The organism is Bacteroides sp. CAG:189, assembly GCF_000432295.1.
Classification (GTDB): Bacteria; Bacteroidota; Bacteroidia; order Bacteroidales; family Bacteroidaceae; genus Bacteroides; species Bacteroides salyersiae.
This window is the reverse complement of record NZ_HF991018.1, coordinates 25,640-52,050: the sequence shown is the minus strand read 5'-3', so window position 1 is coordinate 52,050 and position 26,411 is coordinate 25,640. Positions and strand designations below refer to the sequence as shown.

Sequence of the window (26,411 nt, the reverse complement as noted above, 5' to 3'; positions counted from 1 at the left end):
TAATAGAAAGAATTAGTGAAATGCTTACATTTGTACGCTATACGATGAAATAATGCCAAAGAAGAAACGTAGTAAAGCCTTTTGGAACAATATAAAGTTCAAGTATAAACTCACTATCATCAACGAGAATACTCTTGAAGAGGTAGTGGGGCTTCGTGTATCTAAACTGAACGGCCTTTCGGTATTGCTTTCTGTATTGACGTTTCTTTTTGTAATAGCTGCCGTCATTATTACTTTTACCCCTTTACGCAACTATCTGCCCGGATATATGAACAGTGAAGTCCGTGCACAGGTTGTAGAAAACGCTTTGCGCGTGGATTCTCTGCAACAGTTGGTCGACAGGCAAAATCTGTATATAATGAATATTCAGGATATTTTCAGTGGGAAAGTGCGGATCGATTCTGTGCAAAGTATGGATACGTTGACAGCTATGCGTAAAGATACTCTTATGGAACGCACCAAGCGTGAGGAAGAATTTCGCCGTAAATACGAGGAAACTGAAAAATATAACCTTACTTCCATTACTTCACAACCGGATGTGAACGGACTGATTTTTTATCGTCCTACGCGTGGGATGATTTCTGATCACTTTGATGCCGAAAAGAGACATTATGGAACGGATATTGCCGCCAATCCCAATGAAAGCGTGCTTGCTACGCTGGATGGTACGGTGATATTGAGTACTTATACTGCCGAGACGGGTTATTTGATAGAAGTGCAGCATAATCAGGATTTTGTATCCGTTTATAAACATTGCGGCTCTTTATTGAAGCGCGAAGGGGATAAAGTGCAGGCCGGAGAAGCGATTGCTCTGGTGGGGAATAGCGGAACTCTTACTACGGGGCCTCATTTGCATTTCGAATTGTGGCACAAAGGGCGTGCAGTAAATCCCGAAAAGTACATTGTATTCTAACCATGAATAAGGAAATTAAAAAGAAACAAATCGTCATTCTTGGCTCTACGGGCTCTATTGGTACGCAAGCCCTGCAGGTAGTCGAAGAGCACCCCGAATTGTACGAGGTGTATGCGTTGACAGCTAACAATAAAGTGGACCTACTGATTGCACAGGCCCGGAAATTCCAGCCCGAAGCGGTTGTTATAGCCAACGAAGAGAAATACAGCCGGTTGAAAGAGGCGTTAAGTGATTTGCCGATCAAGGTATATGCCGGTGCGGAAGCAGTGTGTCAGATAGTAGAATCCGGTCCTGTGGATATTGTGCTGACAGCCATGGTAGGGTATGCCGGATTGAAGCCGACCATAAATGCCATTCGTGCCCGTAAAGCTATCGCCTTGGCCAATAAGGAGACGCTGGTGGTGGCAGGCGAGTTGATCAATGAGTTGGCACAGCAGTATCGTACCCCTATCCTGCCTGTGGATTCCGAACATTCCGCAGTCTTTCAGTGTTTGGCCGGAGAGGTGGGAAATCCGATTGAAAAAGTGATATTGACTGCTTCCGGAGGTCCGTTTCGTACCTATACTATGGAACAGTTGCAGACGGTAACCAAAACTCAGGCGTTAAGGCATCCGAACTGGGAGATGGGGGCTAAGATAACGATCGATTCGGCTTCGATGATGAATAAAGGTTTCGAGGTGATTGAGGCAAAATGGTTGTTCGGGGTACAACCCGGTCAGATAGAGGTGGTGGTACATCCGCAATCCGTTATTCACTCGATGGTGCAATTTGAAGACGGTGCCGTGAAGGCGCAGTTGGGTATGCCTGATATGCGTTTGCCCATTCAATATGCATTTTCATATCCCGACCGTGTTTGCTCTTCATTCGACCGGCTTGATTTTGCCAAGTGTACGAGCCTTACTTTTGAGCAGCCTGATACGAAACGTTTCCGTAATCTTTCTTTAGCTTATGAAGCGATGTACCGTGGTGGAAACATGCCCTGTATTGTCAATGCTGCCAATGAAATGGTGGTTGCCGCTTTTCTGCGTGATGAAATCGGCTTCCTTGCCATGAGTGATGTAATTGAACAAACAATGGGACGTGCTTCATTTGTACAGGTCCCGACTTATGATGACTATGTGGCAACCGATGCAGAGGCTCGCCGCATAGCTACCGAATTTATTGTAAATTGTAAATTGTAAATAAACCGATGGAAACATTTTTAATTCGTGCCCTCCAGTTGATAATGAGCCTTTCGCTGCTTGTTATTATACACGAAGGGGGACATTTTCTCTTTGCCCGTCTTTTTAAAGTACGGGTCGAAAAGTTTTGTTTATTCTTTGACCCTTGGTTCACTCTTTTTAAGTTCAAACCCAAGAAGAGTGATACTGAATATGCTGTTGGCTGGTTGCCGTTGGGAGGATATGTCAAGATCTCCGGGATGATAGACGAGTCGATGGATACCGAACAGATGAAACAACCTGAAAAACCGTGGGAATTTCGTTCTAAACCGGCTTGGCAGAGATTGTTGATAATGGTGGGTGGTGTACTTTTCAACTTTCTGTTGGCGCTGTTCATTTACTCCATGATTCTTTTTACTTGGGGAGACCAGTATATAAAGATACAGGAGGCACCTTTGGGAATGCAGTTTAATGAAACAGCCAAGGCTGTGGGCTTTGTGGATGGTGATGTACTGCTTTCTGCCGATGGTGTTGAATTTCTTCGCTATGATGCCGATCTGTTGAGTCAGATTGCCGATGCGCGTGAAGTAAGCGTGCTTCGCGGTGGACAGAAAGTGTCTGTATACATTCCTGAAGATATGATGCAGCGTTTGATGGCCGATAGTGTGCGTTTCGCCGATTATCGTGTGCCTTATGTGGTAGATAGTTTATCGGTTAATTCACAAGCGGCTCTTGCAGGATTGATGCCGGGCGATAGTGTGATCGCCCTGAATGGAGCGCCCATTTCTTATTATGAATTTTTGGAAGAGATGGGAAAACGTAGGAAGAACGCTGCTGCTCTGGAAAAGGAGGGAGTCGACCCCCGTCAGATAACATTGACCTATGTTCGTAAAGGGGTAATGGATACGTTGACAATGAGTACCGATTCCACTTTTCGTATCGGTGTCTATGCGCGGTCTCTGAGTCGTGTAATGCCGATGGTGACTAAAGAATATGGTTTCTTTGAATCCTTCCCGGCCGGTGTGCAGTTAGGGGTGAAAACCTTGAAAGGGTATGTTGGAAATATGAAATATGTTTTTTCTAAAGAAGGAGCCAAGCAATTGGGTGGTTTCGGTACAATCGGAAGTATCTTCCCGGCTACTTGGGACTGGCATCAGTTCTGGTATATGACGGCATTCTTATCCATAATTCTTGCATTTATGAATATTCTGCCTATTCCGGCATTAGATGGTGGGCATGTATTATTCCTTATCTATGAGATTGTAGCCCGCCGTAAGCCCAGTGATAAATTCATGGAATATGCGCAAATGGTAGGCATGTTCTTGCTTTTCGGGTTGTTGATATGGGCTAATTTCAATGATGTATTGAGATTCTTCTTTTAAAACAGAGAGCGATTTAACAGAAATCGAATAACAAATCCCACAGAGTAAATTTCCGTATAGAAAAACTCTGTGGGATTTGTCGTTTGATGGGGTATTGAAACGGGGCTTTATATTTGTAGCATTTTCTTTTCTCTTTCCAGATCCGATTCATTGAGTTGTGGTGAAGGTACGGTGCATGTTTTTATATAGTCACCTTTTTGGCAGGTATAGTTGTAATATACTTCGAGTTCGGGAGTCAGTTCGGCCCGTGGTACAATTTTTCCTTCCATTTTCAAGAAGTCATTAATGGCGGTACTGTCTGATTGTTTCATCATTACAATCCGGCGGGCGATTGGGTTATGATTGTAATCCAGGCATAAATACAGTCCTTTCAGCATATTGGGATATTCGTAATGCGGGAGTTGCAGATAGATGGTTACCATGGCGAATTGCGGCAGATCGCGTTCATTAAATATCAGATAGGAGTTTTGATGATTATTGATAATACCGCTGCCCCAATGTATTGATTTGTATGCGTTGATCATACCTACTTTTACATAGCCGTTATTGTCTGAGGCACAGATAATATACGGCTCTATTTTCAGACTGTCTGTGGAGGACGACAAGCTGTAGCTCAAGTAAATGCCACTGTAATTGAATACTTCCTGTACAGATTCTTTCATCTGTTCTTCCAATAGTTTCAGCAATGGGTTTCCGGAAGCGTCTTCCCGATGTTCCGGTTCCATTTCCATGAGAAGCAACTTTGTGGAGTTTAAATTACCGAGCAGGCGTTTTTTGGATACGTTGTTTACAAGTGCCAACGCTTCGTCCAGTGCCTCTTCGGAAGTATGTGTGTGTAGCAATTCCATATATGTGGGAAGTACGCTTGAGTATAAAGCAGAGAGTACACTGGGAGCCATATCTATCCGGTCTGCAATATCTTTCATTTTTACTCCGTTATTCCGGAGATATTCTATTCGTTTGTAGATTTCTATGAGTTCGTTCATCTGTTCTGAAATGCTTATACTGATTTTTGTTGCAAATTAAACACGGTTGTGTTATGTTTTTGTTGCATGAATATTACATTAATGTTTCTATCAAAGGGGGTATGAATATAAATGAAATGAATCCTATAAATTCATTTTTGTTCTTGTGTGCCTGTCCTAATTTTGCACCGGAAACAAAAAATGATACATATGAATTTCAAAGAAAAACTATCGCCATCGGCACAACGAAAAATTTCCGATATCCTGTTTATTCTCTATGCCGGAGGTGCGGCTTTACTTTCTTACTCCTTAGTCTATGCTTTGCGCAAACCATTTACTGCTGCCACGTTTGATGGAATGGAATTGTTCGGGATGGATTATAAAATCGCGACCAGTATTATTCAGATATTTGGCTATATGGTATCTAAATTCATAGGAATTAAGTTGATTTCCGAACTGAAAAGAGAAGGACGTTTGAAATTTATTCTTGTCTCCGTATTCATTGCCGAACTTTCTTTGGTGCTTTTCGGATGTTTGCCCCGTCCGTTGAATGTATTGGCTCTGTTTTTCAACGGTCTTTCTTTAGGATGTATGTGGGGTGTTATTTTTAGTTTCCTGGAAGGGAGGCGGGTTACCGATTTGTTGGCCTCTCTTTTCGGATTGAGCATTGCAGTGAGTAGCGGGACTGCCAAGTCAATCGGTCTTTTTGTTGTGAATACACTTGGTGTGAGCGAATTTTGGATGCCTGCATTGATCGGTGTTGTTGCTTTACCTTTGCTTGCCGGGCTGGGATGTATTCTTAATAATCTTCCCAAACCAACGGCCGAAGACCGGGCGCAACGTGTAGAGAGGGTGACACTGAACAATAAGCAACGATGGGAGGTGTTCCGTAGCTTTGCTCCTGTATTGACAATTCTCTTTTTTGCAAATTTGTTTTTGACTGTACTGCAAGATGTGAAGGAGGATTTTTTAGTGAAGATTATCAATGTCGATGCTGCCGGTCTTTCTTCATGGGCATTTGCCAAAGTAGATGGTGTGGTGACTTTGATTATTCTGGCTGTATTTGCATCATTGGCGTTGATGAAAAGTCATATAAAAGTATTATCCGCCTTATTGGTGATGGTCATCATAGGAGCGGTGACCTTGAGCTTTGTTGCTTTCAATTATGATAGTTTACAGCTTCCGCCGTTGGTCTGGCTGTTTATCCAAAGTCTTTGCCTTTATTTTTCTTATCTTAGTTTCCAGACTATTTTCTTTGACCGTTTCATCGCGTGTTTCCGGATAAAGGGAAATGTGGGATTCTTTATTGCAATGATCGACTCCATCGGATATACGGGTACGGTATTGGTATTGGTCTGCAAGGAGTTCTTTAATCCGGATCTTAATTGGCTCGAATTTTATAATACGATGGCGGGAACGGTGGGTGCCGTTTGTTGCGTGGCTTTTACAATCTCCTTGATATATCTCTGGCAACGATACAGAAAAACAGTTCCTTTCTATGAACAGAAGAAATATTCTCTCGATCATTCGTCTCTTTTGGTCGGATGAACTGGAAAAACGATGATTAAATAAATATTTAAATAGAAATAAGAATGAAGAAAATCGAATGTATAATTATGGATTGGGCCGGAACGGCAGTTGATTACGGATGTTTTGCTCCGGTAGCCGCTTTTATGAAGGCTTTTGCAGAGAAAGGGCTTTCTATCGATGTGAAACAGACTCGTAAGCCGATGGGATTACCTAAAATCCAGCATATCCGTGAATTGTTGACAATGCCCGAGGTGAATGAACAGTTCATATCCCGTTATCAGCGTAGCTGGGCCGAAGAAGATGTGGTAGAATTGAACCGGCTTTTTGAGGAATATCTTTTTGCTTCTTTGGAAGAGTATACCGATCCTATTCCCGGTGTTATCCCTACGCTTGAAAAGTTGCGTACCGAAGGTTTGAAAATCGGTTCTACTACCGGATATACCCGTGAAATGATGGATGTTGTTCTTCCTGCTGCTTTAGCGAAAGGATACTGTGTAGATTATTGCGCTACTCCGAATTTTCTTCCTGCCGGGCGTCCGGCTCCCTATATGATTTTTGAGAATATGATTAAACTCGGTGTTCCTTGTCTCGATACGGTTGTGAAAGTGGGTGATACGATCGCTGATATAAAAGAGGGTGTGAATGCCAAGGTGTGGAGTGTGGGCGTCATTCTCGGCAGTAATGAAATGGGACTTACTGAGGAGGAAACAGATAACTTGACTGCCGATGAACTAGAGGATCGTATGGTTGAGGTAAGAAACCGTATGCTTGAAGCCGGTGCCTCTTATGTAATCCGTAATATCGAAGAATTACCAGCACTTATTCAAACTATAAATTTAAAAATGAATACATTATGAGACCATATTTATTATTAACTCCCGGACCGTTGACAACTTCAGATAGTGTAAAAGAAACCATGATGACCGATTGGTGTACTTGGGATGAAGATTATAACTTACATATTGTTCAGGAATTGCGTAAAGAACTGCTTGGAATAGCTACCAAGACTCCCGAAGAATATACTACCGTACTTCTGCAGGGAAGTGGTACTTATTGTGTAGAGGCTGTGATTGGGGCTACTATCGGTAAGAATAACAAATTATTGATTTGCAGTAATGGCGCATATGGCGATCGTATGGGGAACATTGCCGAATATTATCATCTGGATTATGACATGCTTGCCTTTGAGGAAACGGAACAGGTTTCTGTGGAGTATGTGGATGACTATCTGAGTAATAATTCTGATATTACGCATGTGGCTTTTGTACATTGCGAAACTACTACCGGTATTCTCAATCCGATAAAAGAACTTTCTCATGTGGTAAAAATGCATGGTAAAAAGTTGATCGTGGATTGTATGAGTAGTTTTGGAGGTATACCTTTGGATGTGCATGAATTAGGCATTGATTTTTTAATCAGCAGTTCCAATAAATGTATTCAAGGGGTTCCCGGATTCGGTTTTATCATTGCTCGCCGTTCCGAATTGATGCACTGTAAAGGAGTCGCCCGTTCGTTGTCTTTGGATATTTATGATCAGTGGGAAACGATGGAGAAAGGTAATGGAAAATGGCGTTTTACATCTCCCACTCATGTGGTGCGTGCATTCAAGCAAGCGTTGACGGAGTTGATTGCCGAGGGAGGGGTAGAAGCCCGTTATGCCCGTTATTGCGAAAATCACCGGATATTGGTAAACGGAATGCGTTCTTTGGGTTTTAAAACATTACTTGAAGATGCCATTCAATCTCCTATCATCACTTCTTTTCTTTATCCAAAGGCTGGTTTTGATTTCAAATCATTCTATATGGCATTGAAATCCAAAGGATTCGTTATTTATCCGGGAAAAATATCAAAGGCAGATACTTTCCGTATCGGAAATATCGGAGATGTATACCCGGAAGATTTCAAACGGCTGGTAGAGACAGTGAAAGAGACCGAATATTAAGGGAGAGAAGGATATAACTTTTCTCCAGATACAGAACAGAGATTAGGTAAACAAGGATTCCGGCTGAGTTTTTTCGGATAACCGGCCGGGATTCAAAACAGCTCTCAAGATAATGCCGGATTAAGATAGAAACAGATACTTGGTGAAAGAATGCAGTATCCTCTTTTTTGATGAAGATCAAGCTTTTATCTACTGCTTTTTAGGTGGATAAGTCTTACCTTTGTACAAAATAGATTCATGAGATGTTATGATAAAGAATATTGTATTTGTGATGTCATGGGCATGCAGTCCGGAGTTTTCTTCTCAGGGAAAGTCTTTGGCGGATTATTGCGACAAGTTGTATTTATCTTATCAGTTAGGTTGTACAAAACCGGATAAGGGAATTTTTTATCATATGTTGGAAGATAGTGGGATGGTACCTTCGGAAACTCTTTTCGTAGACGATGGAGATTCGAATGTACGCATCGGTAAGGAGTTGGGCATGCATACGTTCAAGCCTAAGAATGGTGTTGACTGGCGGGAAGAATTGTCCCGGTTATTATCCGGTTTGTAAAGTTACTGTTTCCTGCGTCGGTAAATAAGGTTCTGTATCGGACTATATGCGGAATAAAACTCTGGAATGTAATTATATATGATATGTGAAGAGGAGTCTGACAGAGTGATACGGAATGAAAATATACAACAAATAAGGAACTCGGTAAAGTGTTGTGAATTAATGTTTTAATAATTACTGTTTTCCCTCTACGAGAAAGAATTCGAAACTCTACGAGGAACGATCCGAAACTCTACGAGAAACAGGCCGTTCTTCGTAGAGAAATTAGTCCTTCGTTTTTAATGTTTTACAATGGGCCTGAGTCGGTAAGAATAAATTGTTGTTTTATTTTGTAAATAGAAAAAGACAGGAGGATGGATATCTCTGTTTTTACACCTCTTGAAAAATGAATTTTTTTAGCGATGCAGCCGGATAATTCTTTGATTACTGCTTCCTCTGAATTCCAGATGAGGGGAATAGAGCGCTTGTATAAATCGTCCTTCTACAAGAACATCAATATAAGGTAGTGCGGCTGCTAATCTGGGATGTGCCTGTACTTCTTCGTAGGTATATCCCGTATAGCACCAGATATTTTGATGAGTCTCTTCTTTAATTCTCTTTACCAAAAGAAAAAATGCTTCGGGATTATAAAAAGGGTCACCTCCGGAGAAAGTAACTCCATCCAATAATGGATTTGCATTTATCTCACGGATAATTTCCATGATGCGTTCTTCCGTCAGTTCCTCTCCCGCGCACGGATTCCAACTTTCCGGATTGTGGCATCCGGGGCAGTGATGACTGCATCCGGCTAAATAAATGGAATATCGGATGCCTTCACCATCAACTATTGTTTCGGGATAGGTGTATAATAAGTTGAAAGTTGAAAGTTGAGAGTTGAAAGTTGTCATGAGGCCTTATTTTAGTTGAAAGCTTTTTATAGTTGAAAGTTGAGAGTTGAAAGTTGAAAGTTACTATGCAGTGTGGCAGCGCAGCTAACTTTCAACTTTCAACTCTCAACTTTCAACTATAAAAAGCTTTCAACTAAAATAAGGCCTCATGACAACTTTCAACTCTCAACTTTCAACTTATAAAGCTGAAAGCTTTATAAATGTTTTACTCTGTCTCTTTCCTCTGCCCTTTTAGCGGAATTCCAAGAGCTTAAATCTCCGGTCAGATATCCGGTGATGCGGCGCATGCGCAGGATATTCTCACTTTGGCATACCGGACATTTATCGTAAATTACCCCTTTGTAGCCGCAATTGTGACAAGTGTCTACCGGATGGTTGATGGAACCGTAGCCGATGCCTTCATCATGCATTACTTTTACGATCTTGGCAATGGCCCTTACATTCTTTTGCGCTTCACCGTCCAATTCTACATATGTGATATGCCCTCCGCGTGTGATGGCATGGAAAGGAGCTTCACGTTTGATTTTCTCTACAATGCTGATAGGTTCTTTTACGTCCACGTGGAAAGAATTCACATAGTAGTCATTGTCGGTTACTCCTTCGATTTTTCCGTATTTACGACGGTCCATGCGGGTGAAGCGACCGGATAGTCCTTCGGCGGGAGTTGCCAGTACAGAATAGTTCAGGTTGTACTTCGCTTTATATTCGTCCACTACCTTATTCATTTCCATGATGGCTTCGTACAGGGTGTTCCATGCTTTATCATTATGACCGTGACCCTGACCGTAGAGTGCTACCATTGCATTGTGTCCGCCAATAAAACCGATACCTAACGTACCACTACGTAAAATATCTCCTACTTCTTCGTTCGGGTTTAATGCACCTCCTCCTTTCCATACATCATTACCCATCATGAATGGGAATTGACGTGCTAATGCCGTACGCTGGTATTGATAGCGGGCATAAAGCTGATCAGCTACCAAGGTGGCTGTTTCATGTACCGACTCTATAAATATTTCTTTAGCTTTCAACTCGATGGCATCTTGGTTGCGCTTGTCTTCGATGATGCTTTCTGCCTTGATACGGGCTTCAATAGCGAGACGGGGCATATTTAAAGTAGTGAATGAAAGATTGCCGCGTCCTAATGAAGACTTTTCTCCGGCCACATTTTCAAATACACGGGTACGGCAGCCCATCGTTGCTAATTCGTAACGATATCGTTTCGGATCGTTGATATTCCATTTTTCGTTTTGATTGAACGGGGCGTCTAAAAACATGAAGTTGGGGAACAGTGCTTTTGCGGTAGTCCGGCAAGCTTTTAAGAACAGGTCGAAATTAGGAGCGCTGAAAGTCATGCGTCCTTCTTCGGCCGCTTCAAAATCCGTCATTGCTTTCTGATAATCTTCTTCCGAATAGGATACTCCGTCTTTCACTTTGAATATCTGAATAGGAAATACCGGAACTTCTCCACGGGTGCCTAACCCTTCGATAGTAGCTTTTAACAGTTCTTCAATCACCATGCGTCCTTCGGCGGAAGTATCCGTTCCGTAATTGATGGAGCTGAATACCACCTGATTGCCTCCGCGCGAGTGCATTGTATTCAGATTATGGATAAAACCTTCCATAGCCTGATGGGTATCTTTCCGGGTTTGCTGATAAGCTTTTTCAATGACGCGTGCCAGATGTTCCTTGTCTATATTGATTTGAAGGGCGGTGAGTGCCATGCGCAGTGTTTCACGTTCCAGTTCGTTGGTCTTGATAGAGGGCAGATGTTCTTCGATCAAGGCGCGGATTGCTTTTTCTTCCACTGCGGTATTGGTTTCCATCGCGATATAGAAGCTGATAAAAGAACTCAGGTGTTTGCGGAATGATTTATTTACTCCCTTTGCCATGAAAAAGTCGAATGCCGGGATGGCTTGTCCGCCATGTTGTTCGTTCTGATTGGTTTGGAAGATGATAGTTGCCAATGTGGCATAACTTTGGATGCTTTGCGGGGTACGTATGCTGCCGTTTTTGGTACGGAATCCACGTTCGAAAAGATCGTCCATGTCATACTGGATACAAGTAGTGGTCTTTGTAGGGTAGTAGTCCAGATCATGTATATGGATATCCCCCAATTGATGTGCTTCTGCAAATCGCTTGGGCAGTAAGTATTTATACGTGTAATCTTTGGTCACTTCTGAAGCGAAAGTCATCATTTGACCTGCCGGAGTATGGCTGCTCATATTGGCATTGCTCAAGTTCACGTCATTCTTGTCGATAGCGACAATTCCGTCCATGACATGCTTCATCTGTGTTTTTTTATCGCGTTCCGTATTACGCCATTCGCGATAGATGATGTACTTTTTTGCAACTTCGGGCCGTACTTTCATTAATTCTTTTTCCACCAAGTCTTGAATTTCTTCTACAGTGATGGTAGGATTGGAAAAGCGGCTGATGACATTCATGGTAATATCCGCTACGAGCTGTTGCTCGTCAGTGATACCGGAGGCACTGAACGCTTTGCTTATAGCGTTCTTGATCTTACTAATAGAGAAATCTTCTCTTTTACCATCACGTTTGATGATACAAATTTCAGCGTAGTTCATAACTTTAACTCCCGAAAGTAATTTATAAATTAAACAATTAGATAATTTACTATTTACGATTAGCGTAACTCTGATGATCGATCGTCAATCGTGAAATGGTAAATCTGTCCGGCCGGTCTTCTGACTTATCTCTCCTTCGCAACGCCTTCCCACGATGAAACTCGCAGTGGCATAGTGTGCGGATTCTCAGAGAATTACAGCAGCGGGTACTGTCGCCGATTTGCACAGCGTTCCCTTTTGACTAAACCTCTTTTTAGCTCCGGAACGGGGACAAAGATAGTAGAATTACTTGTAGGTTGGTTAGCTTTTAACATTAAAATTCGGGAAACTTTTCTTTCTTCTTGATACAGAAAGTTTTCCGTTTTGGAAAACTTTTAAGAGGAAAACTTAAACAGGTTCTCAGTTTTATAAGATCAACCAAATTGCAATAATATGACCTATACTGCCACCCAGGCAGAAGAGATGGAATACTGAATGCATGTAGGGTTTGCGCAATGAATAGAATATGGCTCCGATGATATAAGATACTCCTCCACCGATGAGCCACCAGAAGGCGGAGGATGCCCCTATTTCTGAAAGACAGCCCATTAGCGGTTTTAATGCTATCAGGATGGAGGCGCCCATTCCGACATAGCAGCATGTTTCCAGATTACTGTGTTCTTTTAGTTTTTTGAAACTAAGGATAAAACCGATAAGGGCGGATAACCAGACAAATGCAAAGATGCCCCAGCCCCATCCGCCGGCATTGCGCATCACCAGCAAGGTGAAAGGGGTATAGGTACCTGCAATGTGCAGATAGATGGCTCCGTGATCAAATTTCCGTAATAATTCTTTCGTCGTTCCCGGAGCGGAAGCATGATACCAGGTAGAACTGATATAAGAGGATAACATTCCCGCCAAATAGACAGAAACGCAGGCAACGGCCCAGTGGGGATCGTTGCCTGCGGCTGCTTTTATCAATAAGAAGTATCCTGCTATGATTCCTAACAGAATACCGGCTCCATGACTCAGTGTGTTGGCGAGCTCTTCACCATGTGTATATCGATGATTGTTCAATGTCGTATCTTTATTGGTTTCGGTTGTAAAGGTACTCCATTTTTCCAAAACAACAGGCTCTTATTCTTTCTTTAGAATAATTTTGCTGCTGTATTGTGCCGCTATCTGTTTACGGAATTCAAGAAAATCTTTATAAATCTCTTTAGGATAAATTCCCCGGTGCATCAATAAGCGATGTATGATACATATTTCTTTGTCCTTTATCATTAAGGAAGAACTAAAACTTCCGAAGCTGCTTGTTACTTGGCAAGTCTTGGGGAGAGATTCGATAGTATATCCTTCCGGTATTTGCAGGCAAATACTGTCTGTATCCAAATAGCCGTAATTTATATGGATATCCTGTACACGTTGTTTAAGATCGGGCGTTGTAAATCCTTTACGGAAGATGTTGGCCGGGATAAACAATCGATTTCCTGTTTTATTTCCGTATTGTTCCGTTTCGATCGTATATTGGATATCGATCATGGGAATGACTTCTTTGGCTTCGTTGATTTGTATATTGTTTATATTAGCCTGTATCAGATTGATGCCGGAACGTAAATAATCTTTCCGGTGTGACGGTTCGAGCCTGGTGATACCTGCCATACTTTCATATTGAAACAAACGAGAGATTCCGCTGGCTTTTATCTTTGCTCCTCCGGTAGGAGTGAGAGTGACAGAAGCGTTAGTTGTTTGCGTATTTAACGAATCGGGATAGGAGGGCAGGCGGCACATAATCCCTCCTTCTTTTGTAATCAATAGAGCATCATGTCCGGCAATACCGCTATGTACATATCCGAATGGTAGCTGCGGATTGGTGCATTCCAACCAAAGCGTATCTTCCGGGAGCGGAACCTGCAGGATGGCATGATTCATTTGATCGACACTGGAAAAATCAGGCAGTAGCCGTTCGTTGTCAGTACTGATTACAGTATAAACAGACGGGATACCCAGTTCCTTCAACATGGCGTGGGTGTAATTGGATAATCCTTTACAGTCACCGAATCCTGCCCGGCAGACATCGGAAGCGGCGATAGGTTGCAGGCCGCCGATTCCTAATTGAATGCTTACATAACGAGTGGTTTCGGCCAAGTAATTATAGACTGCCTGCACTTTTTCACGTGGAGTATTACAACCGGCTGTCAGTTCCCGTAATTTCAGTTTTATGGGCTCTGCCAATTGGTCGCGTCCTGTAAGCAGGCTATTCTGCCAGATACCGTAAGATTGCCAGGAACTCATGTCGCCCTGTGTTCCGTCGAAAGTGAAAAGTTTGGGTGAGAAATGGATACGGGGAAGCCGTTCGGCGAAAGATAAGCCGAACGGCTCGTATTCGATGGCTGTCATCGGTCCTGAGGATACTTCGGTCAGGATATCTCCTTTAGATGTTACCTCCTGTTTTACCTCGGTTTTCATGTTTACCATCCGGTAGCGGGCCGGATTGCCGGCAGGGGTATAGAGACGATATGTAGCATTTACTACCGACTGGTTGTAGGCTTTTTGAGGTCTGAATGTCGGATAGCAGATTAATCCGTCTTTGTACTTCACCTCCCATTCGTATTTTATGGTCAGGGGGTAGCGGGGAAGATTGCATTCATAGTAATAGGTGTAGTCATCACTGGTTAGTCCTGAAGAGTATTCTGACATTTGCAGGTCCGACTTTTTTATTTTACGGATAACTTTACCATTGGCATCTGTTATTTCTCCGGAGAATTTCCGGAGAGAGGTGAACTTGTCGCATACACAAAAAAAGTGTGCTGTATCCCGTCCTTTTTCATTTAGAATCGTGATGGTGTAACTCTCTTTACGCAAGGCACTGGAAGTTGATTCACAAATAATTTCTGTCGTGGCATCCTGTACGATGGAGTAAGCATTCCGATCGGTGTCTGCCTGTGCCTGTACAACGAAAGGGAATAGCAGAAGCGTCAGAATACTGTTGTATAACCTGTTTTTTATCATAATAGAATTACAATTTCTTAAGTACTACAGTTTCATTGTTCTTCTCGGCTATTACTTTCCAGAAGTTTTGCAGTCCGGGATATTCTTCAGGGAGATATAATAATTTGCTGGACGAGAATGTGTAGTTGATGGTCAGCTTATTCTCTTTCTGTTCCAGAACATAACGGCACATACCCTGCTTGTCTTCTGTTCTTGCCAGTAGCGGTTTCGGTAATTCGTCTACTGTGTATCCTTCCGGCAATGTCAAGTTAACGGATAATACGACCTGGTCGGTGAAAGGATACTCTACAGGTAGTTTCCGCTCTGCCTGTGTGAAAGGATTCTTTTCCGTATGTAAGAATATAAGCGGGTTGAGATAGATGAAATTGTCATTGGTAGTTGCCTGCTTTTCAAAAATAACCGTTTCTTTCACTTGCGGTGAGAACCGGTCTACTCCTTGTGCATTGAATACGTTGACTTTTATGTCTTCTTGGGTAGCAAGTTCGTTGACAAATTCCGTACTGTCTTTGGCGGTCCGGTATTTTCTTCTGAATGATGAGGCATACTGGCCTGTATAACTGGTATTGCGATTGCCGCATATTTTTCCATCCGGGCTGATGGTAGCATTTACGATAGAGCGTAACTGGCTTTTGCAGGTCTTGCTTAAATCAACCCATAATCCGCCTTTTCCGGGCATGATCACGCGTGCCCGGTTTACCATTAACACGGGAGGAAGTATATTGATGTAACCGTCTCTTACGGAACCGTCCAGATAAACAAGCGTACTGTCGGTGTTTGCTACGCCTACTATAAAAGTATTTAGTTTTTGTACGGATGGATGGGAGTAAGGGAGTATTCCTATATTGCGGCGGCTCATGACTACAGGGGAAGAGGGAATGTCGGCATCCCGGAGCATGCTCATTAGTATGAAATTGATTTCCGCATTGTTTCCCATGCCGTCTTTGATCACTTTTTTGCTTTTACCTCCATAAAGTGAGTATTCTTCGTTCCAGGTGATTTTTCCTTTTAAGAAAGTATAGATGGCACTTATTTTTTCTTCGATGCTTTTCAGTTGGTCTAAGTTCAAAGCAGCCATTTCTTCCCGATAAGGATTGCGTATTTTCAACTGTCCGCCGAACTCGCTGTCTTCCAGCAGCATTTTATCTATGTTTTCCCAAGATTGGGTGAATGATTTGTAGAGGGCACCGGGAAAGTCCAAGCCTCCCAATTCGAAATTGACTTGTGTGCTATAGTCATTTACACACCAGATATAATCATCATCGTGTAAGGCAGGAAGTTGTCTGCCTTTGAAGTTGAGATGACGGCCGTTGCATTGCAGTAGTTGGTTGCCTATGCTGAGATTGACCGCTTCCGAATCGTCTGTTGTTTCCAGTCTTTCCGTGCCGCGTACATCCAGATTGAATTTAAAATATTCCGGAACGGTGATATCATACTCCGTATAGAGAGTAGGAATGGATTGTTGGGCACTCCAATCATTTATATTGAAGTAGAAATCGGATAATACCTTATATTTATATTCGATAACAGTCCCTACTTTTACATTAGGAATGGAGAACTTGACTTGCATATATTTGTCATTGAGCCGCTCTTTATAGATAAACTCGCGTTTCATTTTGGTACGTACTGTTTTCCCGTTTTCGATATTGTACGCAAAAGCGTCTATCTGACTGACAGTTTCTTTCATTGAAGAGCGGTTTTCATTCTCATAGTAGGGTATGCAGATATCCGCAAAAGAGGTTCCTTCCGGTTTGAGTATTTTAATTTTGGTTTCATAGCTATAATTCAACCGGAAATCATCGGCTACAAAATCATAAAATGCACCGGTCTTTTTACAAAGTACAACAGCAGTCGCTGTGGTATCCGGTGCATAGGTTGTCATTTTGAGTTCTTCATCCGAAGGTTTGCCGAATTTCGTGTTAACTTCCGGTACGGAAATTTCTTGTCCATAAACTTGTCCTGCCATGAAACAGGCAAACAAGATGATTAATAGGTTTTTCATATTTATTTTATTTAGAGTTTTTTCGGTATGGATAAATACATGATTGTTTTTGCAACTATTGTTTGTAAACTTGCGAACGAAGGCAGGTAGTGTATACAGAGCCGGAGTAATAGAAAAAAAGGTTAATTTACAGTCCATAGTTGTTGTGCGTTTTTGATAATATTTAATAATGCAAATATATACAAAAAAATAAATAATGTTCGTTTTGTGTTCTTTTTTGTGTAATAAAAGAAAGAAAATACATACAACTTTCTGAAGTTTCTGATTTTTGGCGTGTTTTTCTTGGGGATGGTGCATAAAAATAGCGCATTCATTTTATCGAACTATCTATCCCCTTCGGTTGATGGGTTCTGAAATATCATTACTTCAATCCGTGTCGGAGGATAGTGAATAAAATAAATGCGCTATTTAGTAATTATTATGGAAATTTCTTCTGTTTTTTATACCAGATGTCCGATCCATTCTTCACGGTCTCCCGGAAGGAGATCGATTACAGGCACTTCTATCATGGTGTAACATCCCGGTTGCTGGCGCATGGAAGCACGTGCTACACAAACTAAAACCTGTGCGGTTAATGCGGGGTTATTGATGCGCATGTTAAATTCAAACAATTGGTTCTGGGTTTTACCGGATACTCCTTTACGGGTAAGGTTTACACCATGCCCCATGTCGAGCAATGCATCCACGCTGTCTACTTGCTTCACGTGGGTTTCGTCATTTATAAAATAGGCATCGGATTTAATGGCTGCAGCTACTTCGTTGAAATTGTAACCGTCTTTCAGTTCGATGTATACCATGCGCCGGTGGATACCGGTTCCGGTCGGAATAGTCATTGAGAGGGCGGCTTTCACCCCGTCGATGGCTTTTACGGCTACCGTATGTCCCATGCTCATGCCGGGGCCGAAATTTGTATAAGTGATTCCTTTGGGCGCAATCGCCTCCAGTAAGGTACGTACAATCGAATCGCTTCCCGGATCCCATCCGGCCGAAATGATGGATACAGCCCCGTGCTCTTTGGCACAAGCACCGAGTTCACGACGAAGAGCGGTGATACCTGTGTGGATATCGAAGCTGTCTACCGTATTGATACCTAATGCCAGAATCTCTTTTGCATAGGATTCTACGCTACGGGTAGGAGTACATAGAATGGCTACGTCTACTCCCTGCAGCTCTTTGATGTCTTTCACAACGGCATAATCATTCAGTTCGGCCGGCTTGTTTTCGGCTCCTGCACGACGGACTACACCTGCTATTTCGAAATCGGGGGCTGCCTGGAGCGCTTCCAGTACATAGTGACCAATATTGCCATATCCGACGATGGCTGCTCTTACTTTTTTCATTTCTTTATTGGTTTTGTTTAACATATTTCTTGTTTTATGCCGCAAAAATAATCATTTTCTCTGTTTATTGCCCTAAAAGGGTTGTTAAAGTTAGTTTTTGTTGCTCAAGGTTAGTAAAGCACAATATTTCTCGTGCGCGTGCGTTATAAGGATATTATGATAGAATACGTCAAAGGCGAGATTGCCGAACTTAGTCCGGCAACAGCGATAATCGATTGTAACGGTTTGGGGTATGCGGTAAATATTTCATTAAATACATACTCTGCAATTCAAGGAAAAAGCACTTGCAAACTCTATATTTATGAAGCCATTCGTGAAGATGCATATGTGCTTTATGGTTTTGCGGACAAGCAGGAACGTGAGTTGTTCCTGTTATTGATTTCCGTATCCGGCATCGGCGGTAATACGGCGCGGATGATTCTTTCGGCACTCTCTCCGGCCGAGTTGGTAAATGTGATCAGCACAGAAAATGCCAACATGTTGAAAACCGTGAAGGGGATCGGATTGAAAACGGCACAACGTGTAATTGTTGATTTGAAAGATAAAATAAAGACTTCCGTACCCGCAAGCGGAGGCGGACAGGCTATGTTGCTGTCTGCCATGAATACCGAAATACAGGAAGAAGCGGTAGCTGCACTTACTATGCTTGGGTTTGCGGCTGCTCCTTCACAAAAAGTAGTACTTGCCATTTTGAAAGATGAGCCCGATGCGGCTGTAGAGAAAGTTATTAAACTTGCTTTGAAAAGATTATGAAAGTAATATGCCAATTTTTTAATGTTTCAATTTACCAATGTGCTGCGTGGGTATGTCGCGGGTTCGCCGGTATGTCGACACATTACTTTATTGGCATATTATTTTTATGTTTAGGAAGTTTGCCTGCTGTTGCCCAAGTGCTCCAGCCTATGCCTATTGTTGAAGAGAAGGTAGAGTATGATGCATTGACCAACCGCTATCTGATCCGTACCATTGTAGGAGGGCAGGAAATGGAAGTTCCTATCATAATGACTCCTGCCGAATATCTGGACTGGAGCATGAAACGTTCTATGCAGAACTATTATCGCCAACGCAACGACTCGGTATTCACCAAAGGAAAAGAAGAATTCGACTTCACGAACATGAAGTTCAATCTCGGGCCGGCAGAAAAGATATTCGGCCCGGGTGGCGTTCAGATCAGAACTCAGGGAAGTGCTGAACTGAGTATGGGAATGAAGTATAACAATGTCCAGAATCCGACTCTTCCCGAAAGTATGCGTAAGACCTGGGGATTCGACTTTGATGAAAAGATCAATATCAATGTCAATGGTAAAGTGGGTGATAAGGTGAACCTTGACATGAACTATAATACGGATGCAACTTTTGATTTCGACAGCAAAAAGTTGAAGCTGAAATATGAAGGTAAAGAAGATGAGATCATAAAACTGCTGGAAGCCGGTAATGTGAGTATGACTACCGGTAATTCATTGATACGGGGGGCTACTTCCCTGTTCGGTGTACGCGCTGATTTGCAGTTTGGAAAATTGAAGTTGCAGACGGTTATCAGCCAGCAGGAAAGCGAATCGAAAACGGTGAACAGTAAGGGCGGGGCACAGACGACTTCTTTTGATTTTTCGGCAGCCGATTATGATGAGAACCGTCACTTTTTTCTGGCGCATTATTTTCGGGATAGGTATGATGAGAATATGGCGCAATTGCCGAATATTCTTTCCGGTGTCACGATTAACCGTATTGAAGTGTGGGTGACCAACAAACGGGGTAATTATGATAACCCCCGTAATATTGTGGCGTTGACGGATTTGGGAGAGAGCAATCTTCCTGCCGGTTCGCCGTGGTCCTCCGAATCGGGAGGCAATAAAGTTCCGAGGAATAGTGCCAATAATCTGTATAGCCAGATGGTGAATGTTTATTCCGCCGCACGTGATATCAGTTCGGTAAATGCCGTAATGGAGGGTATTCCCGGGATGGAGAGCGGGATGGATTATGAGAAGATAGAAAGTGCCCGTTTGCTTACTTCTTCGGAATATACGCTGAACACCACTTTAGGATATCTTTCGGTGAAACAGACTTTGCAGCCCGACGAGGTGCTTGCCGTTGCATTTGAATATAATATCGGTGGTAAGACCTATCAGGTCGGTGAATTTTCTTCCGATATAAAGGAAACTTCAAATTGTCTTTATGTGAAGTTATTGAAAAACACCTCTAATTCTCCGAACTCCAATTGCTGGGATTTGATGATGAAAAACGTCTATTCATTGAATGCTTATCAGGTGCAATCGGAGAAGTTTACGTTGAATATTACCTATTTGAGTGATACTACGGGTGTGTATCTGCGATACATTCCGGAAGGGAAAATCAATAAGATACCTTTGCTTAAGGTGATGAATCTGGATCGTTTGAACAGTAAGAACCAGGTGGGTAGTGACGGATTCTTCGATTTTGTCGAAGGGTATACGGTCAATGCGCAAAACGGTCGTATCTTCTTCCCGGTGGTGGAACCTTTCGGTAAGCATCTGGCCGATAAACTCGGCAATAAGGAACTGGCCGATAAGTATGCATTTACGGAGTTGTATGACTCTACATTGACGGTGGCCAAGCAGTTGGCGGAGAAAGATAAATTCCGTCTGCAGGGAGAGTACCGTGCCTCGTCTGCCAATGAGATACGTCTTGGTTCGATGAATGTCCCCCGGGGATCGGTGCGTGTCACGGCTGGTGGACGGACGCTGACGGAAAACTCCGATTACTCGGTTGACTATACGATGGGAGTAGTTACCATCCTGAATCAAAGTATCATCGATGCAGGTACTGCGATCAGTGTGAATCTTGAAAGTAATACGGCTTACAACATGCAGCGAAAAACGATGTTGGGGCTGAATTTCACGTATGATTTTTCACCGGATTTTCAGTTGGGAGGTACCATTATGCATCTGAGTGAAAAACCGATGACCACCAAGGTGGCTATGGGAGACGAACCTATTTCGAATACTTTGTGGGGGCTGAATGCGTCGTGGAAGCGGGAAAGCCAGTGGCTGACCAATATGGTGGATAAGTTGCCTTTTGTCGAAGCTACCGCCCCGTCGAATATAAACTTGGGATTGGAATTTGCCCAGCTTATCCCGGGACATAGCGGAGGATTGCAGGACAACTCTTCTTATATCGATGATTTTGAAAGTTCTCAAAGTGGAATCGATTTAAGTCAACCGCTAAATTGGCAGCTCTCTTCTATTCCTTATAATGCAAAAGGGCCTCTAAACGGGGGAAGCGGCGAACAGATATTATTTCCGGAGGCAAGTACCAACCTTTCCGATAGTACGGCTATTGGGAAAAACCGTGCTTTGCTGGCCTGGTATCATATCGACGGTTTGTTTACCCGCCGTAATTCCTCATTGACTCCGACCCATATTAAAAATGACTTGGACCAGCTTTCCAATCATTATGTCCGTGAAGTTTATGAACCGGAGTTGTTTCCCGGCAAAGATTATAACAATACGGAAACGTCCACTATGTCAGTGTTGAATGTCGCCTATTATCCGCAGGAGCGCGGTCCTTACAACTTGGACAGGGATTTGGATGAAAATGGAAATCTATTGGATCCTGCAAAGCGTTGGGGAGGAATGATGCGTAAAATAGAGACCAGTGATTTTGAAAAGAATAACATCGAGTATTTGGAGTTCTGGTTGCTCGATCCCTTTATTTATGTCGATGGAGACGAACCGGGTACTTCAACAAGAAAGAATGCCCGCAGTACGAACGAAGGCGGATATCTGTATTTCAACTTAGGAGATATTTCTGAGGATATCCTGAAAGATGGAAAGAAGTTTTTCGAGAACGGTTTGCCTATCGATGACGATCCGTCCCGGGTGGATTATACGGTTTGGGGACGTGTGCCCAAAGACCGTAGTCTGGTATATGCTTTTGATAATACGGCAGGAGCCCGCAAGAAGCAGGATGTCGGATTCAACGGACTATCGGTAGAAGATGAAAGGAACTATCCTACATATGCCAAGTATCTTGAAGAGATACGGCCGAAGTTGAATGCCGATGCCTTTCAGAAATTCTATGATTCACCGGCCGGTGATAAATTTCATTACTATCGCGGATCGGACTATGATGCCGAAGAGAAAAGCATTCTCGAACGTTACAAGTATTTTAATAATACGGAGGGCAACTCGGTTGCCAAGGAAGATTCTCCGGAAAGTTACCCGACTGCTGCCAAAGATAGTCCTGATATTGAAGATATCAATCAGGATAATACCCTTTCGGAGACGGAAAGATATTTTCAGTATAGAATTCACCTGACTCCTTCCAAACTGGAAGTCGGGCAGAATTACATTACGGATAAACGGGTATCGAAAGTAAGACTGCGTAATGGCAGCTCGGAAGAGGTAACTTGGTATCAGTTTAAGGTTCCTGTACGTAGCGGAACGCCTATCGGTAATATCAAAGACTTTAAATCGATACGTTTCATGCGTATGTTCCTTACCCAGTTCGAGAAACCTGTTATTTTGCGTTTTGCTACGCTGGAACTGGTGCGTGGCGAATGGCGTACGTATACAGATCCTTTGTACAATCTTCAAAATCCGGCTCCTACTGTAACCGGTACATTGGATGTGTCTACTGTCAATATAGAAGAGAATGGTGATAAAACGCCGGTAAACTATGTAATGCCTCCAGGCATCAGTCGAGTTGTAGATCCGGGACAGCCGCAGTTACGCCAGCAAAATGAGCAGGCCATGAGTTTGAAGCTGGAAGATCTGGCGCCGGGTGATGCACGTGCCGTATACAAAAACTCTACAATGGACATGCGCCAGTATCGTCGCCTGAAGATGTTTGCTCACGCAGCAGCGCTGACCGACAATGTTACCGATCCGGAAGATGGGCAGTTATCCGTATTCATTCGTTTGGGATCCGACTATCGTTCTAATTTCTATGAATACGAAATACCGTTGAAATTGACTCCTGCCGGACATTATAATGGAGATTCGGAATCCGACCAACTCATTGTGTGGCCTAAAGATAATATGTTGGACATTGCTCTTTCTGTTTTTACCGATTTGAAGAAGAAACGTAATCAGGCGAAGAACAATCCTCTGAGCGGTGTCAGTTACGGAAAACTTTATTCCGAATACGATTCGGAGCAACCGGCCAACAAGATAAGTATTATCGGTAATCCGTCATTGGCGGAAGTGAAGACGATGATGATCGGTGTGCGCAATAATTCGCGCTCTAAAAAGTCGATAGAGGTTTGGGTGAACGAATTGCGTCTGTCCGATTTTGATGAAGACGGCGGTTGGGCAGCACAGGGAAATATGAATGTGCAACTTTCCGACCTCGGTAGTGTAAGTATGGCCGGACATGTAGAGACTGCGGGATTCGGCGGATTGGAACAGAGTGTCAGCGAGCGTCGCTTGGACGACTATTATCAATATCAGTTCACTACCACCTTTGAACTGGGACGTTTCTTCCCGAAAGCGGTGAAGTTGAGTGCCCCGATTTACTACTCTTATTCCCGTGAAAAAACTTCTCCCAAGTATAATCCGTTGGATAAGGATATGTTGCTGAAGGATGCACTTGATGCATTGGCTAACGACAGGGAACGGGATTCTTTACGGAACATCGCCAACGAGATAACGACGTACAAGAATTTCAGTCTGAGTAATATGCGTGTAGGGGTTACCAGTAAAAATCCGATGCCTTATGATCCGGGTAACTTTACCATGAGCTATAGCCGTACGAAACGGCATAACCAGGGCAGTACCACTGTTTATGAAAATGAAACGGACTGGCGTGGGGCGTTGTCTTATAATTATGCTCCCGTTTACAAAGCTTGGGAACCCTTCAAAGGATTGAAGAGCAAATCCAAATGGATGAAATTTGTGAAAGACCTGAACTTGAGTTATCTGCCGCAGAATATCTCTTTCAATACGGATATGAGCCGTCACTATTACGAACTCCAACTGCGTGATATGGAGAACTTGAGCGATCCTGCCGATATTCCCGTAAGTGTGGCGAAAGATTTTCTGTGGAATCGCGACTTTGCCTTGCGCTGGGATTTGACGAAGAATCTTCGTATGAATTTCACTTCGGCCACTCGTGCCGAGATAGAAGAACCTTATGGAGTGGTAAACAAGACGCTCGATCCGGATGAATATGAAGCGAAGAAGGATACGATACGTCGTAGTCTGTTGAGTTTCGGACGTCCGATCGATTATCAGCAGACATTCAATGCTTCGTATAAACTGCCATTCGATAAAATTCCTGCTACCGACTGGATTACGGCGGATACCCGTTTTAACTCTTCTTACAATTGGGATCGCGGTGTGTCGCTTTCGGATGGGAGAGAGATGGGTAATACCATTTCGAACCAGCGCAGTATCGATGTGAACGGGCGTTTCAATTTGGAGACTCTATATAATAAGGTGCCTTTCCTTAAAGCTACCAACCGTCGTTTTGCCGCTACTTCTTCGGCGCGTCGTCCGGATACGCGTAAGAAAGAGAAACCGAAACGGTATGAAAAAGAGATACAGTTGAAGAAAGATACTACGGTGACCGTTCGTCATAGCTTGGGGTCGAAGAAACCGAAAGTCTCGGCACTGACAGTAGATGGTAACCGTTATCCGATTCGTTATAAAGTGATGGATGCCAATACCATTCGCATCGAAACAAGAGACAGCATCCGGATAAAACTGACCGCTATACAAGGCCCGAAACCCGAAGATAACCGTTGGTATAAGATAGCACAGTCGGCAGCGCGTGTCGCTATGATGGTACGTAATGTAAGTGTTACTTATAAAAACACCTATGCGATGTCCATATCCGGTTTCCGACCGGAAATAGGGGATATGCTCGGGCAGACGAAAGGAGCGTCCGGTTTTGCTCCGGGACTTGATTTTGCTTTCGGTATGACGGGCGACAGTTATATTAACAAGGCGTTGGATAACGGCTGGCTGGTTTCAGATTCTGTAGTAAGTCCGGCAACAACCAATGCCCAGGAAGATTTACAGATACGTATGACGCTGGAGCCTGTCCGTGATTTGAAGATCGATCTTAATGCCGGACGTACCCGTAATAAATCCAATCAGATTCAGTTTATGTATGAAGGCATGCCTCAGATACAGAGCGGTAACTTCAATATGACGGTGATCACGATCGGTAGTGCATTCGAACGCCGCAGTGCTTCTAACGGTTACTCATCCTCTTCTTTCAACCGCTTTTTAGGAAATCTGGATATCATAAAGAACAGGATAGAAAATATGTATGCCGGAGTTCCTTATCAGGGGCAGAGTGGCTTGAATCAACAGCCATTGTATCAGGTGAACAAATATAGTTCTGACGTGATGATACCGGCTTTCCTGGCGGCTTACACCGGACGAAGTGCAAGCAACAGTGCTCTCGACCTGTTCCCGGGTATCTTGTCTATGATGCCTAACTGGCGTGTGACTTACAGCGGATTGAGCAAACTTGAATTTTTCAAGAAATACTTTAAGAGTGTGACGTTGAATCATGCTTATCGCAGTACGTATAGTGTCGGTAGTTACAGTACGTTCCAGAATTTCCATAGCTACATGGGGGATTGGGGATTTGTAGATGATATACAGACCGGTATACCTGTTCCGTCCTCTATGTATGACGTTTCTGCTGTTTCCATCAACGAACAGTTCTCTCCTTTGTTAGGCGTGGACGTTACTTTCAAAAACGGCATCACTACCAAGGTGGAATACAAGACTACCCGAATTCTTAATCTCAGCCTTGCCGCCAATCAGATTGTAGAGAGCAGTACGAAAGATTTCGTATTGGGTATGGGATATAAGATCATGGGTCTTGAACTTTTCCCGGGACGCAATAAGAAGGATTCGAAGAATAAGATAAGCAACGACCTCGCGTTGCGTATGGATGTGTCTTTCCGTAATCAGTCTGCTCTTGCCCGGGATATCCAGCAAGTGACCACGCAGGCCACCAGTGGTAACAAGGCACTTAAAATCTCTTTCTCTGCGGACTATACGCTGAGCCGCCTGCTTAGTGTCAGCTTCTATTATGATCGTCAGAAAAATACGCCGCTTGTATCTGCCAGCTCTTATCCGGTGACCAGTGCGGATTTCGGAATGAGACTGAAATTCTCGCTTACAAGATAATACTTTCCCGATGCTTTATTAAAAAAATACCCTCG

General features: G+C 43.2%; 15 protein-coding genes, 1 pseudogene and 1 riboswitch. Of the genes and pseudogenes, 9 read left to right on the top strand and 7 right to left on the bottom strand.

Going from position 1 to position 26,411, the window contains the following annotated elements:
* The first annotated feature begins 52 nt into the window (after positions 1-52).
* From QVP90_RS03935 to rseP, 3 genes are read left to right on the top strand one after another with little or no spacing between them, the layout of a single operon-like run.
* Positions 53-913: a M23 family metallopeptidase gene (locus QVP90_RS03935; protein WP_005933300.1), complete on the top strand. Its 861-nt coding sequence runs from the start codon at positions 53-55 to the stop codon at positions 911-913.
* Positions 914-915: 2 nt separating this feature from the next.
* Positions 916-2,094 carry a 1-deoxy-D-xylulose-5-phosphate reductoisomerase gene (locus QVP90_RS03930; protein ID WP_021935709.1) on the top strand — a complete coding sequence of 393 codons (1,179 nt, stop codon included), beginning with the start codon at positions 916-918 and terminating at the stop codon, positions 2,092-2,094.
* A gap of 8 nt (positions 2,095-2,102) precedes the next feature.
* Positions 2,103-3,455, top strand: coding sequence for an RIP metalloprotease RseP (gene rseP / locus QVP90_RS03925; protein ID WP_005933294.1), 1,353 nt, complete (start codon positions 2,103-2,105; stop codon positions 3,453-3,455).
* Positions 3,456-3,562: 107 nt separating this feature from the next.
* Here rseP and QVP90_RS03920 read toward each other — a convergent pair whose 3' ends face one another.
* Entirely contained in the window at positions 3,563-4,441 is an 879-nt protein-coding gene (locus tag QVP90_RS03920) for a hypothetical protein (RefSeq protein ID WP_005933291.1), read from the bottom strand.
* Between the two features lie 189 nt (positions 4,442-4,630).
* Here QVP90_RS03920 and QVP90_RS03915 point away from each other — a divergent pair, with 189 nt between their 5' ends.
* The 4 genes and pseudogenes from QVP90_RS03915 to QVP90_RS03900 all read left to right on the top strand — a co-directional run.
* Positions 4,631-5,968: a DUF5690 family protein gene (locus QVP90_RS03915; protein WP_021935708.1), complete on the top strand. Its 1,338-nt coding sequence runs from the start codon at positions 4,631-4,633 to the stop codon at positions 5,966-5,968.
* Positions 5,969-6,012: 44 nt separating this feature from the next.
* The gene (phnX, locus tag QVP90_RS03910) at positions 6,013-6,807 is read left to right on the top strand and encodes a phosphonoacetaldehyde hydrolase (protein ID WP_005933286.1); all 795 of its coding nucleotides are present in this window, start codon (positions 6,013-6,015) and stop codon (positions 6,805-6,807) included.
* The gene (locus tag QVP90_RS03905; RefSeq protein ID WP_021935707.1) at positions 6,804-7,892 is read left to right on the top strand and encodes a 2-aminoethylphosphonate--pyruvate transaminase; all 1,089 of its coding nucleotides are present in this window, start codon (positions 6,804-6,806) and stop codon (positions 7,890-7,892) included. Before phnX ends, QVP90_RS03905 begins: the two co-directional genes overlap by 4 nt.
* A gap of 265 nt (positions 7,893-8,157) precedes the next feature.
* Positions 8,158-8,445, top strand: a pseudogene (locus tag QVP90_RS03900) (HAD-IA family hydrolase); the annotation flags it as partial.
* A gap of 395 nt (positions 8,446-8,840) precedes the next feature.
* Here QVP90_RS03900 and nrdG read toward each other — a convergent pair.
* From nrdG to QVP90_RS03870, 6 genes are all read right to left on the bottom strand, one after another.
* On the bottom strand, positions 8,841-9,332 hold the full coding sequence (gene nrdG, locus QVP90_RS03895) for an anaerobic ribonucleoside-triphosphate reductase activating protein (protein ID WP_005933281.1): 492 nt from the start codon (positions 9,330-9,332) through the stop codon (positions 8,841-8,843).
* 194 nt (positions 9,333-9,526) lie between these two features.
* The gene (locus tag QVP90_RS03890; RefSeq protein WP_005933279.1) at positions 9,527-11,920 is read right to left on the bottom strand and encodes an anaerobic ribonucleoside triphosphate reductase; all 2,394 of its coding nucleotides are present in this window, start codon (positions 11,918-11,920) and stop codon (positions 9,527-9,529) included.
* A gap of 93 nt (positions 11,921-12,013) precedes the next feature.
* A riboswitch (cobalamin riboswitch) is annotated at positions 12,014-12,199 on the bottom strand.
* A gap of 126 nt (positions 12,200-12,325) precedes the next feature.
* On the bottom strand, positions 12,326-12,976 hold the full coding sequence (gene trhA / locus QVP90_RS03885) for a PAQR family membrane homeostasis protein TrhA (RefSeq protein WP_025819004.1): 651 nt from the start codon (positions 12,974-12,976) through the stop codon (positions 12,326-12,328).
* A 60-nt stretch (positions 12,977-13,036) separates the two neighbouring features.
* Positions 13,037-14,911, bottom strand: coding sequence for a DUF3857 domain-containing protein (locus QVP90_RS03880; RefSeq protein WP_005933274.1), 1,875 nt, complete (start codon positions 14,909-14,911; stop codon positions 13,037-13,039).
* A gap of 7 nt (positions 14,912-14,918) precedes the next feature.
* Positions 14,919-17,048, bottom strand: a complete 2,130-nt coding sequence (locus QVP90_RS03875) for a DUF3857 domain-containing protein (protein ID WP_021935705.1) — start codon at positions 17,046-17,048, stop codon at positions 14,919-14,921.
* 302 nt (positions 17,049-17,350) lie between these two features.
* On the bottom strand, positions 17,351-18,250 hold the full coding sequence (locus QVP90_RS03870) for a diaminopimelate dehydrogenase (RefSeq protein WP_007482409.1): 900 nt from the start codon (positions 18,248-18,250) through the stop codon (positions 17,351-17,353).
* A 156-nt stretch (positions 18,251-18,406) separates the two neighbouring features.
* Between QVP90_RS03870 and ruvA the strand changes: the two genes are divergently transcribed.
* Together ruvA and sprA are read left to right on the top strand one after the other, a co-directional pair.
* Complete coding sequence (gene ruvA / locus QVP90_RS03865) at positions 18,407-19,003, top strand: Holliday junction branch migration protein RuvA (RefSeq protein ID WP_025819005.1); 597 nt, start codon at positions 18,407-18,409, stop codon at positions 19,001-19,003.
* Positions 19,000-26,376 (top strand): T9SS outer membrane translocon Sov/SprA, encoded by a 7,377-nt coding sequence (gene sprA, locus QVP90_RS03860; RefSeq protein WP_021935704.1) that lies wholly within the window; start codon positions 19,000-19,002, stop codon positions 26,374-26,376. Before ruvA ends, sprA begins: the two co-directional genes overlap by 4 nt.
* The last annotated feature ends 35 nt before the right edge of the window (positions 26,377-26,411 follow it).